The sequence below is a fragment of the Streptomyces sp. NPDC002467 genome (genome assembly GCF_042889825.1).
In the GTDB taxonomy this organism is placed as follows: domain Bacteria; phylum Actinomycetota; class Actinomycetes; order Streptomycetales; family Streptomycetaceae; genus Streptomyces.
Genome location: NZ_JBIARJ010000017.1, coordinates 111,999 through 126,396, shown reverse-complemented (window position 1 = coordinate 126,396; position 14,398 = coordinate 111,999). Strand labels below are relative to the sequence as shown.

Below are 14,398 nucleotides of genomic sequence, written 5' to 3'. Positions count from 1 at the left end.
ACTCGTCGCCCCTCGCCCCTGGAAGGACCTCCACCATGCTCAGACCCCGTGCGGTGGCCGCCGTACTCCTGACGGCCCTGCTCAGCACCGTCGCCACCGCCTGCGCGGGCTCCCCGTCCGGCAAGGCGGGCGCCGGCGGCCGTTCGGCCGTCTCCATCGCGGCGAGCGACCACCTCGGCGGCGCCCCCGTCTACGTGGCCCAGGAGCGCGGGCTCTGGTCCGCGGAGGGTGTCGACGCCACCGTCACCACCCATCCCACGGGCCGCGACGCGCTGAACGCCGTGCTCGGCGGCCAGGCGCAGCTCGGCGTCGTCGGCGACCTGCCCGCCGTGACGGCCGCGCTGGGCGGGCGCGAGCTGCGGATCGTCGCCGACCTGTCCCGGTTCTCGGACTGGCGGCTGCTGACCCGGGCCGACCGTTCGATCACCGGTTTCGCCGCGCTGAAGGGCCGCAAGGTGGGCGTGCCGCAGGGCACGAACGTCGAGTACGCGCTGTCGCGGATGCTCGCCTCGGCCCAGCTGACGGCCGCCGACGTGACGGTGGTCAACCTGGCCCCGAACCAGGTCCCTGCCGCGCTGGCCCGCGGTGACATCGACGCCGGGGTCACCTTCCCCGGCTTCTACGACGCCACCCGCACCGCCCTGGGCGGCGACTATGCCGAGCTCCCCTTCACCGGGTACACCGCGAGGACCCTCCTCGTCGCCGGACCCAAGGCCGACAAGGAGGCCACGGCCGCGGTGCTCCGCACCGTGCTGAGCGCGCAGCGCGAGATCGCCGCCGACCCGGCGGGAGCGCGCAAGGCCGTGGTCACCCAGTCCAAGGGCACCCTCCAGGCCGGATACGTCGACGTCTTCCAGCCCCGCTACACCTACGGCGCCGCCCTCTCGCCCGAACTGCTCGCGCAGTTGGAGGAGGAGGCCGGCTGGGCGAAGGCCGCCCAGGGCCTTCCGGGAGCCGCGGACCGCGCCTCGCTGCAGAGGTACCTGGACCCCGCACCCCTGACGGCCGCCGACGCGTCCGCCGTCACCGTCCACTGACGTCCCCCGAACCGAAATCCCCCGCCCGGCTTCCATCGAGCCGGCTTCCCCCGAGGAGATCCCCATGACCGTCGACCAGAACACCCTGCGCCGCCGCGGCGTCGGCCTGATCGCCCACGACCCCGAGCGCAGCTTCGGCGGCTACACCCTCTACACGCCGATCACCAGCGCCGGCGAGATCCACCTCGTCGACATCGAGGGCCGCACCGCCCACACCTGGAACTCCCCCCACCCGCCCGGCCGCCAGGCGCAGCTCCTCCCCAACGGGAACCTCTTCTACGCGGCCAAGGACACCGGCGGCCCGGTCCTCTTCCCCATCTGGGAGGTCTACCACGGCGGCATCTTCCAGGAACTGGCCCCGGACTCCTCCGTCGTGCGCGAGGTCCGCCACCCCTACCACCACCACGACGCCACCGTCCTGCGCAACGGCAACCTCCTCATCGGCGCCGTGGAACCCCTCGACCCCGCCGACGCGGCCCGCATCCGGGGCGGCATCCCCGGCTCCGAGGCGCCGGGCGGGGTGATCTACGGGGACGTGGTGTACGAACTGACCTGGGACGGCGAGATCGTGTGGCGCTGGGCCGCCATCGAGCACCTCGACCCCGAGGAGGTGCCGCTCGACCGGCACTTCGACCGCAACCACTGGCCGATGGCCAACACCGTCAACGAAAGCGCGGACGGTTCCGTCGTCGTGGGCTTCCGAAGCGCGTCCACCGCCGTGTCGATCGACCGTGCCGACGGTTCCGTCCAGTGGCGGTTCGGCCCCGACGTGCTCGCGCAGCAGCACCACCCGCACGAGCTGCCCGGCGGGAACATCCTGGTCTTCGACAACGGCAGTTACCGCGACACCACGTCCGTGCCGTACTCGCGGGTGCTGGAGCTCGACCCGCGCACGGGCAAGGAGGTGTGGTCGTACGAGGACAACCCGCCGCAGAACTTCTACAGCCCGTACATGTCCAGCGCGCAGCGCCTGCCGAACGGCAACACCTTCATCGCCGAGGGCTCCTTCGGCCGGCTCTTCGAGGTGACCCCGGACCGGGAGGTGGTGTGGGAGTTCGTGGTCCCGCAGTTCCGCTCCTTCGGGGACGGCGTGGGTCTGGAGTCCTCGGCCGGCGCCCAGAACTCCGTCTTCCGCGCCTACCGTTACAGCGCCGATCAGCTGCCCTGGCTGTAAACGGAAACCCCGCTTCATTTCACCAAAGGGCGTTCTGTGTACGGCGGATGAAATTGCCGTGCGCTCGACAGGACATCGATATCGGGGACGTTGACAGCCCTTCCGAGGGCTGCCTAGCTTACGCCGCAGACAAACACATCAGCGGCCTCTTTCTGTCCGGTATGACGGCTGCTTTTCGAGAATTCACCTTGTCGAAGCCGAAACCGCTGGAGCGTCCGTGACCGAATCGCTCACCCTCGCCGCACCCACCGGCCGGTCCGGGGAACCCCCCGGGCCGGCCGAGCGCGTCCTCCCGCTCCGCCGCCCGGGGCGGTGGATCGCCACCGCCGTCGTACTGGTACTGGTCGCCCAGGCCGTACACGGGCTGCTCACCAACCCCTTCTACCAATGGGACCGGTTCGCCTACTGGTTCGCGCGGCCCGTCGTCCTCGACGGCCTGCTCATCACCCTCCAGGTGACCGCGTACAGCGCGCTCCTGGGACTGATCGGCGGGATACTCCTCGCCCTGGCCAGGCTCTCGCCCAATCCGGTGCTGCGGTCCGTGAGCTGGACGTACGTCTGGCTGTTCCGGTCCGTGCCGCTGATCGTGGTGCTGCTCTTCCTCTACAACTTCAGCGCGCTCTACCCGAAGCTGAGCATCGGGGTGCCGTTCGGCCCCGCCTTCCTCACCTTCGACGAATCCCGGCTCGCCACCGACATGGTGCTGGCGGTGGTGGGGCTGAGCCTGGCCGAAGCGGCCTACGCGGCCGAGGTGGTACGGGCGGGCCTGCTCTCCGTCGACCACGGCCAGCACGAGGCGGCGGCCGCGCTGGGTCTGCCCAAGCGGTACCAGTTCACCCGGATCGTCTTCCCGCAGGCGCTGCGCGCGATCGTTCCCGCGTACGTGAACCTGCTGCTGGGCCTGGTCAAGGCCACGTCTCTGGTCTTCTACGTGTCCCTGCTCGACCTCTTCGGCACGGTGCAGAGCCTGGGCAGCACCTACTCCGGCGACGTGGTGCCGCTCCTACTGGTGGCCACCGCCTGGTACGTGCTCCTCACCAGCGTGATCTCCGTCGTCCAGTTCCACGTGGAGCGGTACTACGCGCGCGGCGCCCTGCGGGCCCTGCCGCCCACCCCCCTCGAGCGGGCCCGGGCGAGCCTGCGCGACCTGGGGGTCCGCTTCCGGAAGGAGACGGCACGATGACCGCGACCACCGCCACGGACACCGCCGCACGGCCCGTCGCGATCGAGATTCACGACGTGCACAAGTGGTTCGCCGGCCGCCGCGTCCTGGACGGTGTGAACCTGACGGTCCGGCCTGGCACGGTCACCGTGGTCCTGGGGCGGTCCGGCTCCGGCAAGTCCACGCTCCTGCGGGTCGTCAACCACCTCGAGAAGCCCGAGGCCGGGCACGTCAGCGTGGGCGGCGAGCTGATCGGCGTACAGCGGCACGGCGAGCGGCTGAAGGAACTCGCCGAGCGGGTGATCCTCGCCCAGCGCGGCCGGATCGGCTTCGTCTTCCAGAACTTCAACCTCTTCCCGCACCTGACCGCCCTCGACAACGTCGCCGCCGCCCCCGTGGCCACCGGCAGGCTTCCCCGGGCCGAGGCCGAGTCGCTGGCGCGCCGACTGCTGGAGCGGGTCGGGCTCGGGGACCGGACCGGCGCCTACCCCCGACAGCTCTCCGGAGGTCAGCAGCAGCGGGTGGCCATCGCCCGCGCGCTCGCCCTGCGGCCCGGGGTCATCCTCTTCGACGAACCCACCTCGGCGCTCGACCCCGAGCTCGTCGGCGAGGTGCTCTCCGTCATCAAGGACCTGGCCACCGGCGGCACCACGCTGCTGATCGTGACGCACGAGATCGGCTTCGCCCGTGAGGTCGCCGACGAGGTGGTCTTCCTCGACGAGGGCCGCATCGTCGAACAGGGGCCGCCAGAGCAGGTGCTCGACCGGCCGGCCCACCCCCGCACCCGCGAATTCCTGAGCAAGGTCCTCTGACTCCCCCGCATCCCGCCCTGCCCACTCCCGTAAAGGAACGCCATGCACCACCAGTCCTCCCTGCGCACCAGACTCGTACGCGGTCTCGGCGCCGCGACCGCCACCATGGCCCTCGCCTCCGGTCTCACCGCCTGCGGCGGCGACACCGAGGCCGACGGACCGGCCTCCGACACGGTCACCATCGGCGGGGTGTCCAACGGCGCGGCCCAGCAGGCCGAGCTGTCCGTCCCGGTCGTCGAGTCGCTGCGCGGCCGGCTTCCCGCGTCCGTCCGCGAACGCGGTGAGCTGGTGATCGGGGTCGGCGCGCTGCCCGCGGGCTTCCCGCCGCTGGCGTACGTCGGCACCGATCAGCAGACTCTGACCGGGGCGGAGCCCGACCTCGGCAGGCTGGTGGCGGCCACCCTCGGGCTCAAGCCCGTGGTGAAGAACTCCACCTGGGAGAACCTCTTCGTCGGCATCGACAGCAGCAAGGTCGACGTCGCCTTCAGCAACGTCACGATCACCGAGGAACGCAAGAAGAAGTACGAGTTCGCCTCGTACCGCAAGGACAACCTGGGCTTCGAGGTGCTGAAGGACAGCACCTGGAACTTCGGCGGCGACTTCCGCAACCTCGCCGGCCGCAACGTCGCGGTCGCCAAGGGCACCAACCAGGAGAAGATCCTTCTGGAGTGGCAGACGAAGGCCAAGGCCGAGGGCAAGGACTTCGACATCAAGTACTTCCCGGACTCAAACAGCACCTCCCTGGCCCTGAGCGGCAAGAAGATCGACGTCAACTTCGCCCCGAACCCGTCCATCGCCTACCACATCACCCAGTCGGCGGGCACCAGCACGCCCACGCGCAACGCCGGCTCCCACTCCGGCGCCGGCGAGTCCCTCCAGGGCCTGATCGCGGCGACCGCCAAGAAGGACAGCGGGCTGGCCGGGCCGGTGGCGGCGGCGATCGACCACCTGATCGAGAACGGCCAGTACGGCAAGCTGCTGGCCGCCTGGAACCTCTCCGACGAGGCCGTCGCGAAGTCGGAGGTCAACCCGCCCGGCCTGCCGCTGACCAACTCATGAGCACGGGCACGCGCGCACCGCTCTCCCCGCACGTACTCGACAACCCGGCCTGGGCATCGCTCTCCGGTACGCACGCCGCCCTCGCCGAGCACCCGGCGGGCGGCGGGCGCGCCGCCCGGTACCCCGCCGCCGTGTCGCCCTTCACGGCCCTCGCCGACCCGGACGACCCTCGCTCCTGGGCCGACCTGCGCACATTGGTGGGCGACGGCGGGATCGCCGGGCTGTCCGGGGTGCTGACGCCGCCCGAAGGCTGGGAGACGGTCTCCGCGATCCCGGGTGTCCAGCTGGTCGACACCTCGCTGCGCACGGAACCGGCGCCCGAGGCGGTCCGGCTGGGCCCCGCCGATGTTCCGGAGGTCCTCGCCCTGATCGAGCTGACGCGGCCCGGGCCCTTCCGGTCCCGCACCGTCGAACTGGGCACGTACCTCGGCATCCGTCACCGGGGCCGGCTCGTCGCGATGGCCGGGGAACGGCTGCGGCCGCCGGGCTGGACCGAGATCAGCGCGGTGTGCACCCACCCCGACCACCGGGGCCGGGGGCTCGCGACACGGCTGGTCCGCGCGGTGGCGGCGGGCATCCGGGAGCGCGGCGAGGTCCCCTTCCTTCACACCTCCGCGAGCAACACCGATGCGATCCGGCTCTACGAGTCGCTCGGGTTCACCTTGCGCCACCGGCCCTTCTTCGTGGCGGTCCGGGCGCCGGGAAACACAGCCGCCAAATACTCGTAACGCTGCCAAGTTCTTTTCATGTGCGCGGCATTGAACGGCCCGAGCGGTGCGACGTAGCGTTTTCGAAAAGATCTCCAATTCCACGGCCCGCTCCGATTCCATTCGGCGCGGCCTACAGGGAGGGCTCGATTCGACGTGTCCATACTGCATCTCGCCGTCGCGCTCGACGGCGCGGGCCGGCACCCCGCCGCCTGGCGGGAGCCGGGCGCCAGGCCGGCAGAGCTGTTCACCGCCCGGTACTGGTCCGACGTCACCACCGAGGCCGAGGCCGGGCTGCTGGACTTCGTCACCTTCGACGACGGCCTCGCCCTCCAGTCCTCCTCCCCGGCCGCACCCGACGAACGTACGGACCAGGTGCGCGGGCGGCTCGACGCGGTGCTCACCGCGGCCCGGATCGCACCCCTCACCCGGCACATCGGCCTGGTGCCCGGCGTGACCGTCACCCACACCGAGCCGTTCCACATCTCCAAGGCCATCGCGACGCTCGACCACGTCAGCCGTGGCCGCGCCGGCCTCGGCATCCAGGTGAGCGGACTGCCCCACGAGGCGCGCCACTTCGGGCGCCGCGCGTTCCCGGTGGCCGAGACCGAGCTGTACGGGGAGGCCGCGGACCACGCCGAGGTGGTCCGGCGGCTGTGGGACAGCTGGGAGGACGACGCGGAGATCCGGGACGTGGCCACCGGCCGCTTCGTGGACCGCCACAAGCTCCACTACATCGACTTCGAGGGCCGGCACTTCACGGTACGAGGCCCGTCGATCACCCCGCGCCCGCCGCAGGGGCAGCCGCTGGTAGCGGCGGCGTCCGGGATCCTGGACGGCTCTGCCGACCTCGTGTACGTCAGCGCGCGGGACTCCGAGGAGACCCGCGCCGCCGTGTCCCGGGTCGCGGGTGACCCCGCGCACGTCTTCGGCGACCTCACGGTGTTCCTGGACGCGGACGGCGGGGCCGCCGCAGACCGCCTCGCCCGCCTGGACGAGCTCGACCCCACCCCGTCCGCAGACGGCACGACGGCCTTCACCGGCACCCCGGCGCAGCTCGCGGACCTGCTCCAGGAGTGGCGGTCGGCGGGCCTGACCGGGTTCCGGCTGCGACCCGGCGTGATCGCCCACGACCTGCCCGCCATCACCCGGTCACTGGTGCCCGAGCTCCAGCGGCGCGGGGTCTTCCGCCGTGCGTACGAGGCGGACACCCTGCGCGGCCTGCTGGGGCTGGAGCGCCCCGCCGGCCGCTACGCCCGCCCGCCCGCCGCCTGACCCCCTCGACCGACCGACCGACCGGAAAGGACGATCCATGAGCACCAAGCCGCTCAAGCGGATCCATCTCGCCGCCCACTTCCCGGGCGTCAACAACACCACCGTGTGGAGCGACCCGGCGGCCGGCAGCCACATCGACTTCGACTCGTTCGTCCATTTCGCGCAGACCGCCGAGCGCGCCAAGTTCGACTTCCTCTTCCTCGCCGAGGGGCTGCGCCTGCGCGAACAGGGCGGCGAGATATACGACTTGGACGTCGTCGGCCGGCCCGACACCTTCACCGTGCTCGCCGCGCTGGCCGCGGTCACCGAGCGGCTCGGCCTGACCGGCACCATCAACTCCACCTTCAACGAACCGTACGAGGTGGCCCGCCAGTTCGCCTCGCTCGACCACCTCTCCGACGGCCGGTCCGCCTGGAACGTCGTCACCTCCTGGGACGCCTTCACCGGGGAGAACTTCCGCCGCGGCGGCTTCCTGCCCCGTGAGGACCGCTACTCTCGCGCCCGAGAGTTCCTGGCAACGGCCACCGAGCTCTTCGATTCCTGGGACGGCACCGAGATCGTCGCCGATGCCGGATCGGGCACCTTCCTGCGCGACGCCCGGGCCGGGGCCTTCCGCCACCAGGGGCGGCACTTCGACATCGAGGGCCGGTTCAACGTCCCGCGCAGCCCGCAGGGGCGTCCGGTGATCTTCCAGGCGGGCGATTCCGACGAAGGCCGCGAGTTCGCCGCCTCCAGTGCCGACGCGATCTTCGGCCGGTACGGGACCCTCGGCGAGGGCCGCGCGTTCTACGCGGACGTCAAGGGACGTCTCGCCAAGTACGGCCGCACGCGAGACCAGTTGAAGATCCTGCCCGCGGCCACCTTCGTCCTCGGCGACACCGACGCCGAGGCGCAGGAGCTCGCCCACGAAGTGCGCCGGCTCCAGGTCAGCGGACAGACCGCGATCAAGTACCTGGAACACGTCTGGAACCGGGACCTGTCGGCCTACGACCCGGACGGCCCGCTGCCCGAGATCGATCCCGAGCCCGGGGAGAACACCGTCGCCCTCGGGCGGGCGAGCGTACGCCAGTTCTCCGACCCGCTCGCGACGGCGCGGCAGTGGCGCGAGCTCGCCGCGGCCAAGAACCTGTCCATCCGTGAGCTCGTCATCGCCACCACCTCCCGGCAGACCTTCGTCGGCTCGGCCGCCACCGTCGCCGACAGGATCGACACCCTGGTGCAGGCGGACGCCGCCGACGGCTTCATCCTGGTCCCACACATCACCCCGGGCGGCTTGGACGTGTTCGCCGACACCGTGGTCCCGCTGCTCCAGGAACGCGGTGTCTTCCGCACCGACTACGAAGGGACCACGCTGCGCGACCACCTCGGTCTCGCCGTGCCGGAGCCGGTCGCCGGCCGGGCCGCGGGTCGGGCCACCGACTCGTGAAGTTCTTGGCCATCACCCTGATCACGGATTCCGCCGATCCGGTGAGCGGCGCGCCCACCCCGGCCCGTGAGCGGTTCCGCGAGGTCGTCGACGCCGCGGTGTTCGCGGAGGGGCTCGGGTTCGACGGGTTCGGTGTGGGCGAGCGCCACGAGCGGCCGTTCCTGTCGTCCTCGCCGCCCGTGGTGCTGTCCCACATCGCGGCGCTGACCCGCCGGATCCGGCTGTTCACCGCCGTCACCACACTGAGCCTGCTCGATCCGGTCCGGGCGTACGAGGACTACGCGACGCTCGACCACCTCAGCGACGGGCGCTTGGAGCTGATGATCGGCAAGGGCAACGGCACGGCCCAGCGCGAGCTGTTCCAGGTGACCCCCGAGGACCAGTGGGAGCGCAACTCCGAGAGCTACGAGCTGTTCCGACGGCTGTGGCGCGAGGACGAGGTGACGGCCCGCCCGCGCTTCCGTCCTGAGCTGACGGCGGCGGAGGTGCTGCCAAGGCCGTTCCAGCGGGAGGTGCGCGTCTGGCACGGCAGCGCGACGAGCCGGGAGTCCGTCGACCTCGCGGCGCGACACGGCGATCCGCTGTTCTCGGCGAACGTCACCCACCCGATCGGCCCGTACGCCGAGCTGATCCGCCACTACCGGGAGCGCTGGGAGCACTACGGGCACGATCCGGCACACGCGGTCGTGGGCGCGGGCACGGCCGGCTACCACGCGGCGACCACCTCGCAGCGGGCGGTGGCGGCGTACCGACCCGCCTTCGCCCGCTACCTCTCCTTCCACGAGCGGCTGGGCACGCCCCCCGTGTTCCCGACCCTGGAGGACTTCGTCGAGCGCAGCTCCGCGCTGATCGGCAGCCCGCAGCAGGTGATCGAGAAGGTTCACCGCTACCACGAGGAGTTCGGGCACACCGTCCTGCACCTGCAGGCCGAGCCGGGCGGGCTCGGTCACGAGGAGCACCGCGCCTCGCTCGAACTCTTCCAGTCGCGGATCGCACCGGTGCTCCGCCGCGAGATCCCCGACCCGCCCTTCTCCGACCTTTAAGGAGCCATCATGTCCGGCATCCCCCTCGGGGTCCTCGACCTGATCCCGGTGGTGTCCGGTTCCACCGCCGCCGAGGCCCTCCACCACAGCATCGACCTGGCCCGGCAGGCGGAACGCCTCGGCTACGCCCGCTACTGGTTCGCCGAGCACCACCTCAACCCGGGGGTCGCGGGTACCTCCCCGGCGGTGGTCCTGGCGCTGACGGCTTCGGCGACGAGCACCATCCGGATCGGCTCCGGAGCCGTCCAGTTGGGGCACCGCACCGCGCTGTCGACGGTCGAGGAGTTCGGACTGATCGACGCGCTGCACCCGGGCCGCCTCGACCTGGGGCTGGGCCGCTCGGCCGGCCGGGCCCGGACGGGAGGCGACGGGCCCCCGCCGGCGCCCGCCACCCCGGTCGTGGACGGGTACACGGCGAACGGGCTGCGCATACCGGACCGGTTCTCCTTCGCGCACCTGCTGGGCCACCCGCGCTTCCTGCTCCAGCAGAAGCTCCTGAACCTGCCCGGCGCCCAGCCGCAGGACTACGCCGAGCAGGTCGACGACGTCCTCGCGCTGCTGCGCGGCGAGTACCGGTCCCCGGAGGGGGTGGAGGCGCACGCCGTCCCCGGCGAGGGGGCCGACGTCCAGGTGTGGATCCTGGGCAGCGGCGGCGGGGTCAGTGCGGAGGCGGCGGGGCGGAACGGGCTGAGGTTCGCGGCGAACTACCACGTCAGCCCCGCCTCGGTGCTGGAGGCCGCCGACGCCTACCGGGCCGCCTTCAAGCCGTCCGCCGAACTGGACCGGCCGTACCTGACGGTGTCGGCCGACGTCGTCGTCGCCGAGGACGACGAGACCGCCCGGGAGCAGGCCACAGGGTACGCGCCCTGGGTGCGCAGCATCCGCAGCGGCGAGGGCGCCATCCCGTTCCCCACCCCGGCCGAAGCGCGTGCCCTGCCCTGGACCGACGCGGACCGGGCTCTGGTGGCCGACCGGGTGGAGACGCGGTTCGTGGGTTCGGCGCGGACCGTGGCCGACCACCTGGAGCGGCTCCAGGAGGCCACCGGGGCCGACGAGTTGCTGATCACCACCATCACCCACGACCATGCGGCGCGGGTCGCCTCCTACCGGCTGCTGGCCGAGGAATGGCAGCGCCGGTGAGCCGGGCACGAGTATGACGGAAGTCTGACGGACCGCCGCGGGCCCTGGCCCCTTCGGGCTCGCGGTGGTCGAATCGGCGGGTGAGCACAGACGAACGCACCGACCCCGACGGCCGGGGTGCCCCTCTCGGGCGCCGACTGGTCCTGGGGATGCTCGGCCTCGGCGGCGCCGGGCTCGTCGCCGCCCCCTATCTGCAGCGCGGCTTCGAGACCGTCACCGAGAAGGACCCGACCGGCCTCACCGGCCTCCTGCCGAATGGCGGCGGCTTCCGCTACTACTCGGTGGCCTCTTCGGTGCCCGAGCGGGGCCCCGCGAGCTACCGCCTCACCGTGGGCGGACTGGTCGAGCGCCCGACGACGTACACCCTGGACGCCCTGCGGGGGCTCCCCCAGACCCGGGTGGTACGGGACGTCCAATGCGTGACGGGCTGGCGGGTCCCCGGTACCCCCTTCGAAGGGGTGCCACTGTCCGCGCTGCTCGACGCCGCCGGAGTCAGGCCCGAGGCCGAGGCCATCCGCTTCGACTGCTTCGACGGCACGTATACGGAGAGCCTGACCCTCCCGCAGGCCCGACGGGACGACGTGCTGGTGGCGCTGCGGATGCGGGACCAGCCGCTGGCGCACAGCCACGGCGGCCCGGTACGGCTGTACGTGGCTCCGATGTACTTCTACAAGTCGGCCAAGTGGCTCTCCGGGATCACCCTCACAGAGAAGGTCGAGCCCGGCTACTGGGAGAACCTGGGCTACGACGTCGACGCGTGGGTCGGCCGCTCGAACGGACGTGACGATGCCCCTACCGTCTGAGCGTCCGCGCCGGGTCGGCCGCTTCAGCCGCGCCGAGCGCTGGGTCCACCGGACGACGGCCTCGCTCGGGCTGCTGTGCCTGGCCGGGGCGGGTTGTCTGTACCTCCCGCCGCTGGCGGAGCTGGTCGGCCGCCGGCATCTCGTGGTCACCGTGCACGAGTGGTCCGGGCTGCTGCTCCCCGTCCCCTTCCTGCTGGGTCTCGCCTCCCCTGCCTTCCGCTCGGACCTGCGCCGGCTGAACCGCTTCGGGCCGCACGACGGCCTGTGGCTGCGCGCCGTACTGCGGCGCGACCGCCGCGGGCCCCGGCCTGCGGGCAAGTTCAACGCCGGGCAGAAGGCGTACGCGGGCTGGCTGGCCGGAGCGGTCCTCGTGATGCTCGGGACCGGGATCCTGATGTGGTTCACCGGTCTCGTGCCGCTGATCCTGCGGACCGGCGCCACCTTCGTGCACGACTGGTTCGCCCTGGCGCTCGTCGTGGTGCTGGCCGGGCACATCGCGAAGGCGCTGGCGGATCCGGAGGCCCGGCGTGGCATGCGTACCGGATCCGTGGACCGGGCGTGGGCCGAGCGCGAGCACCCGCTGTGGAAGACCGACGACTGAGCCGGCCGGCACGGGTCGCGGGCCGGCCGGCTCCCTCGTGCGGGGGTGGGCGTCAGCCGCCGTCGCGGACCGCGACGATGCCGTTGAAGACGCCGACGTACGCCGTGCCGTCCGGGCCGAGGGTGATCGGGGCCCAGTTGTTGTCGTACAGCGGGCCGGTTCCGGTCAGCCGGCTCCAGCGGCGCTCGCCGGTGCGGAAGTCGACCGCGGTGAGGTACCAGGCGTCGACGCCCCAGAAGTTGGGCTGCTTCTCGTAGAAGTAGAGCAGCCCGTTGGCGGTGGAGAGCTTGGGGACGACGGAGGGAGCGCGGATCGCGCTCTCCCAGACCGTGTCGCAGCCGCTCCCGTCGGGGCGTACGTCGATGCGGCTGACGCCGCCGACGACCGATTTGCCCATGAGCAGCGTCGTCACGTTCTCATAGCCGTAGTTGTTCTCGACGACGATGCTGTTGCCCCAGGTGATCAGGGAGTTGTCGGTGGTCGAGGCTCCGGAGCCGAACACCGGCACCTTGCAGACCAGCCGCCGGTCCGCGGGGACGTCCACGCCCCGTTTGTAGACCAGGACGTTCATCCGGTCGTCGGCGTTGTCGGTGATGGCGACGTAGCCGTTGCCGAAGAGGTCCGGGGTGGTGCCCGAACCCTGGTTCACGGAACCGGGCTTGGTGCCGGTGCCGCGGTCGTACGTCTGGCGCCACTGCACCACGGGGGTGCCGTCGGCGGCGGCGCGGAAGCTGTAGAGCGCGTGGTCGGTGACGATGGAGACACCGTCCTCGGCCACCGAGAAGGAGTTCTGGATCTCCTCGCCTTCCAGCCGGACGGACCGGATCTGCGAGGTCGTGGGGTCCACGGTGCCGACGCGGCCCTGGCGGGTGACCCACCAGATGCGGCCGTTCCAGTCGGGCATCACGGAGGTGACGGGGTCACAGGTGCCGCTGGGCCACAGGTTGGTCCAGCTGACGCAGTCGTGCGGAACCTGGCCGGTGAGGTCCCAGTCGTCGTCGACCGTGAACTTCCAGCTCCCGTCGGGGTTCTGGGAGTGGGACAGGCGCAGGACGTGCTGGCGGGAGTCGGCCAGCACGGCCCGGTCCTGGTTGTCCAGGTAGAAGTACGCGCCGCCCGAGGTGTCCTTGAAGATCTTCGAGAAGTCGAGCTGCGTGATCGCCTCGACCGTCGAGGACCGCTGAGGGAGTTTGTACTCGGCGAGCGTGGCGAGCGTACGGGGCTCCAAGAGCTTGACCTTGAAGCCGGAGAAGGTCCCGCACACCGTGACGAGCCGGCCGGCGGAGTCGAAGGTGGCGGTGGCGCATTCGCCGCCGAGTGCCGCGATGGCCTCGCTCTTGACCTGGAGGTTCTTGCCGAGCGGACCCGACCAGGGCGAGGTGGCGCTGCCGCCCGCGTCGGAGTGCATGCCCGCGCGGCCGTTGGGCGCGAGGAACGGGTGCTGCGGCGGCGCCTCCCCGGGCAGCGGGGCCGCGGTGGCCGGGGCTCCCTCGTAGTTGGCGACCAGGCGGTGGCCCGGGGTCTTGGGTATCTCGTCGGCCCCCGCCGACGTGATGCCGTTGATCGTCGCGAACAGGGCGACCACCGGCACCACGGCGCAGTTCAGCGCTCTTCGGAACATTCGGGCTTCCTCCTCTTCTCTTCAGTTTTATTGACAATGTGTCTGACATCGCGCCGCCGCCAGACGCTAGATCGCCTTCCCCGAAGAGTCCATGGAAGTGCGGAGTGATTCACGAAGACGCAACACTTGATCGACTTCTCCGGGATCTACGGCTTGAGGCTGCCGACCACGTTCGCGGTGGCGGCCAGGCCGTTGTGGATGGTCGCGGCCATGCTGCTGCTCGCCAGGTAGAAGCCGAGCAGCACGCAGACCAGCGCGTGCGAGAACTTGAGGCCGCCGCTGCGCAGGAAGATCCACGCGAGGACGATCAGCAGGACGACCACCGAGAGGGAAATCACCATCGAAACCTCCTTGCTCGGCGCCATGTTGGCGCAGCGAGGGGTTCCTCCGGGCGAACGAGGTGTCCGCCGAACGGGTGTTGACCGTCCGTGACGTTCATCCGGTCCTTGACGGTCGGCCGGCGGGGAGCCGCAGAAGGCCCGCTCCGGCATCTTGCCCGGCCCGCGATCCACGTGCCATATATGTCTAGACCTTTCCG

The 14,398-nt window shown here is 71.4% G+C and carries 14 protein-coding genes; 12 read left to right on the top strand and 2 right to left on the bottom strand.

Translation table 11 applies throughout. The annotated features are described in order from the left end of the window. Positions 1-35: 35 nt before the first annotated feature. The 12 genes from ACFYYJ_RS30440 (at position 36) to ACFYYJ_RS30385 (ending at position 12,239) form a co-directional block, all read left to right on the top strand. Positions 36-1,037, top strand: coding sequence for an ABC transporter substrate-binding protein (locus tag ACFYYJ_RS30440; RefSeq protein WP_389137236.1), 1,002 nt, complete (start codon positions 36-38; stop codon positions 1,035-1,037). 64 nt (positions 1,038-1,101) lie between these two features. Then, positions 1,102-2,211 (top strand): aryl-sulfate sulfotransferase, encoded by a 1,110-nt coding sequence (locus ACFYYJ_RS30435; protein ID WP_385360176.1) that lies wholly within the window; start codon positions 1,102-1,104, stop codon positions 2,209-2,211. Between the two features lie 217 nt (positions 2,212-2,428). Then, positions 2,429-3,394: an amino acid ABC transporter permease gene (locus ACFYYJ_RS30430; protein ID WP_389137232.1), complete on the top strand. Its 966-nt coding sequence runs from the start codon at positions 2,429-2,431 to the stop codon at positions 3,392-3,394. Beyond that, positions 3,391-4,185 (top strand): amino acid ABC transporter ATP-binding protein, encoded by a 795-nt coding sequence (locus ACFYYJ_RS30425; RefSeq protein WP_385360180.1) that lies wholly within the window; start codon positions 3,391-3,393, stop codon positions 4,183-4,185. Before ACFYYJ_RS30430 ends, ACFYYJ_RS30425 begins: the two co-directional genes overlap by 4 nt. A 42-nt stretch (positions 4,186-4,227) precedes the next feature. Next, positions 4,228-5,244 (top strand): transporter substrate-binding domain-containing protein, encoded by a 1,017-nt coding sequence (locus ACFYYJ_RS30420; protein ID WP_389137230.1) that lies wholly within the window; start codon positions 4,228-4,230, stop codon positions 5,242-5,244. Further along, positions 5,241-5,972, top strand: a complete 732-nt coding sequence (locus ACFYYJ_RS30415) for a GNAT family N-acetyltransferase (protein ID WP_389137228.1) — start codon at positions 5,241-5,243, stop codon at positions 5,970-5,972. Before ACFYYJ_RS30420 ends, ACFYYJ_RS30415 begins: the two co-directional genes overlap by 4 nt. A gap of 135 nt (positions 5,973-6,107) precedes the next feature. Continuing rightward, positions 6,108-7,226 (top strand): LLM class flavin-dependent oxidoreductase, encoded by a 1,119-nt coding sequence (locus ACFYYJ_RS30410; RefSeq protein ID WP_385126153.1) that lies wholly within the window; start codon positions 6,108-6,110, stop codon positions 7,224-7,226. A gap of 37 nt (positions 7,227-7,263) precedes the next feature. After that, on the top strand, positions 7,264-8,652 hold the full coding sequence (locus ACFYYJ_RS30405) for an NtaA/DmoA family FMN-dependent monooxygenase (protein WP_389137226.1): 1,389 nt from the start codon (positions 7,264-7,266) through the stop codon (positions 8,650-8,652). Next, positions 8,649-9,695 (top strand): LLM class flavin-dependent oxidoreductase, encoded by a 1,047-nt coding sequence (locus tag ACFYYJ_RS30400; RefSeq protein ID WP_389137224.1) that lies wholly within the window; start codon positions 8,649-8,651, stop codon positions 9,693-9,695. The genes ACFYYJ_RS30405 and ACFYYJ_RS30400 overlap by 4 nt, the downstream gene beginning before the upstream one ends. Before the next feature lie 9 nt (positions 9,696-9,704). Beyond that, positions 9,705-10,835: an LLM class flavin-dependent oxidoreductase gene (locus ACFYYJ_RS30395; RefSeq protein ID WP_389137222.1), complete on the top strand. Its 1,131-nt coding sequence runs from the start codon at positions 9,705-9,707 to the stop codon at positions 10,833-10,835. A gap of 80 nt (positions 10,836-10,915) precedes the next feature. Then, positions 10,916-11,638 carry a molybdopterin-dependent oxidoreductase gene (locus ACFYYJ_RS30390; protein ID WP_389137220.1) on the top strand — a complete coding sequence of 241 codons (723 nt, stop codon included), beginning with the start codon at positions 10,916-10,918 and terminating at the stop codon, positions 11,636-11,638. Further along, positions 11,622-12,239 (top strand): cytochrome b/b6 domain-containing protein, encoded by a 618-nt coding sequence (locus tag ACFYYJ_RS30385; protein ID WP_389137218.1) that lies wholly within the window; start codon positions 11,622-11,624, stop codon positions 12,237-12,239. The genes ACFYYJ_RS30390 and ACFYYJ_RS30385 overlap by 17 nt, the downstream gene beginning before the upstream one ends. Positions 12,240-12,291: 52 nt before the next feature. Here ACFYYJ_RS30385 and ACFYYJ_RS30380 read toward each other — a convergent pair whose 3' ends face one another. Further along, positions 12,292-13,860: a hypothetical protein gene (locus ACFYYJ_RS30380; RefSeq protein WP_385126160.1), complete on the bottom strand. Its 1,569-nt coding sequence runs from the start codon at positions 13,858-13,860 to the stop codon at positions 12,292-12,294. 146 nt (positions 13,861-14,006) lie between these two features. Further along, positions 14,007-14,201 (bottom strand): hypothetical protein, encoded by a 195-nt coding sequence (locus ACFYYJ_RS30375; protein WP_384586556.1) that lies wholly within the window; start codon positions 14,199-14,201, stop codon positions 14,007-14,009. Positions 14,202-14,398: the final 197 nt, after the last annotated feature.

Excerpts from the sequence above, each read along its gene's own strand:
- ACFYYJ_RS30405 (WP_389137226.1), top strand. The coding sequence starts at position 7,264 with ATGAGCACCAAGCCGCTCAAGCGGATCCATCTCGCCGCCCACTTCCCG.
- ACFYYJ_RS30435 (WP_385360176.1), top strand. The coding sequence starts at position 1,102 with ATGACCGTCGACCAGAACACCCTGCGCCGCCGCGGCGTCGGCCTGATC.
- ACFYYJ_RS30415 (WP_389137228.1), top strand. The coding sequence starts at position 5,241 with ATGAGCACGGGCACGCGCGCACCGCTCTCCCCGCACGTACTCGACAAC.
- ACFYYJ_RS30380 (WP_385126160.1), bottom strand. The coding sequence starts at position 13,860 with ATGTTCCGAAGAGCGCTGAACTGCGCCGTGGTGCCGGTGGTCGCCCTG.
- ACFYYJ_RS30420 (WP_389137230.1), top strand. The coding sequence starts at position 4,228 with ATGCACCACCAGTCCTCCCTGCGCACCAGACTCGTACGCGGTCTCGGC.
- ACFYYJ_RS30440 (WP_389137236.1), top strand. The coding sequence starts at position 36 with ATGCTCAGACCCCGTGCGGTGGCCGCCGTACTCCTGACGGCCCTGCTC.
- ACFYYJ_RS30375 (WP_384586556.1), bottom strand. The coding sequence starts at position 14,201 with ATGGTGATTTCCCTCTCGGTGGTCGTCCTGCTGATCGTCCTCGCGTGG.
- ACFYYJ_RS30395 (WP_389137222.1), top strand. The coding sequence starts at position 9,705 with ATGTCCGGCATCCCCCTCGGGGTCCTCGACCTGATCCCGGTGGTGTCC.
- ACFYYJ_RS30385 (WP_389137218.1), top strand. The coding sequence starts at position 11,622 with ATGCCCCTACCGTCTGAGCGTCCGCGCCGGGTCGGCCGCTTCAGCCGC.
- ACFYYJ_RS30425 (WP_385360180.1), top strand. The coding sequence starts at position 3,391 with ATGACCGCGACCACCGCCACGGACACCGCCGCACGGCCCGTCGCGATC.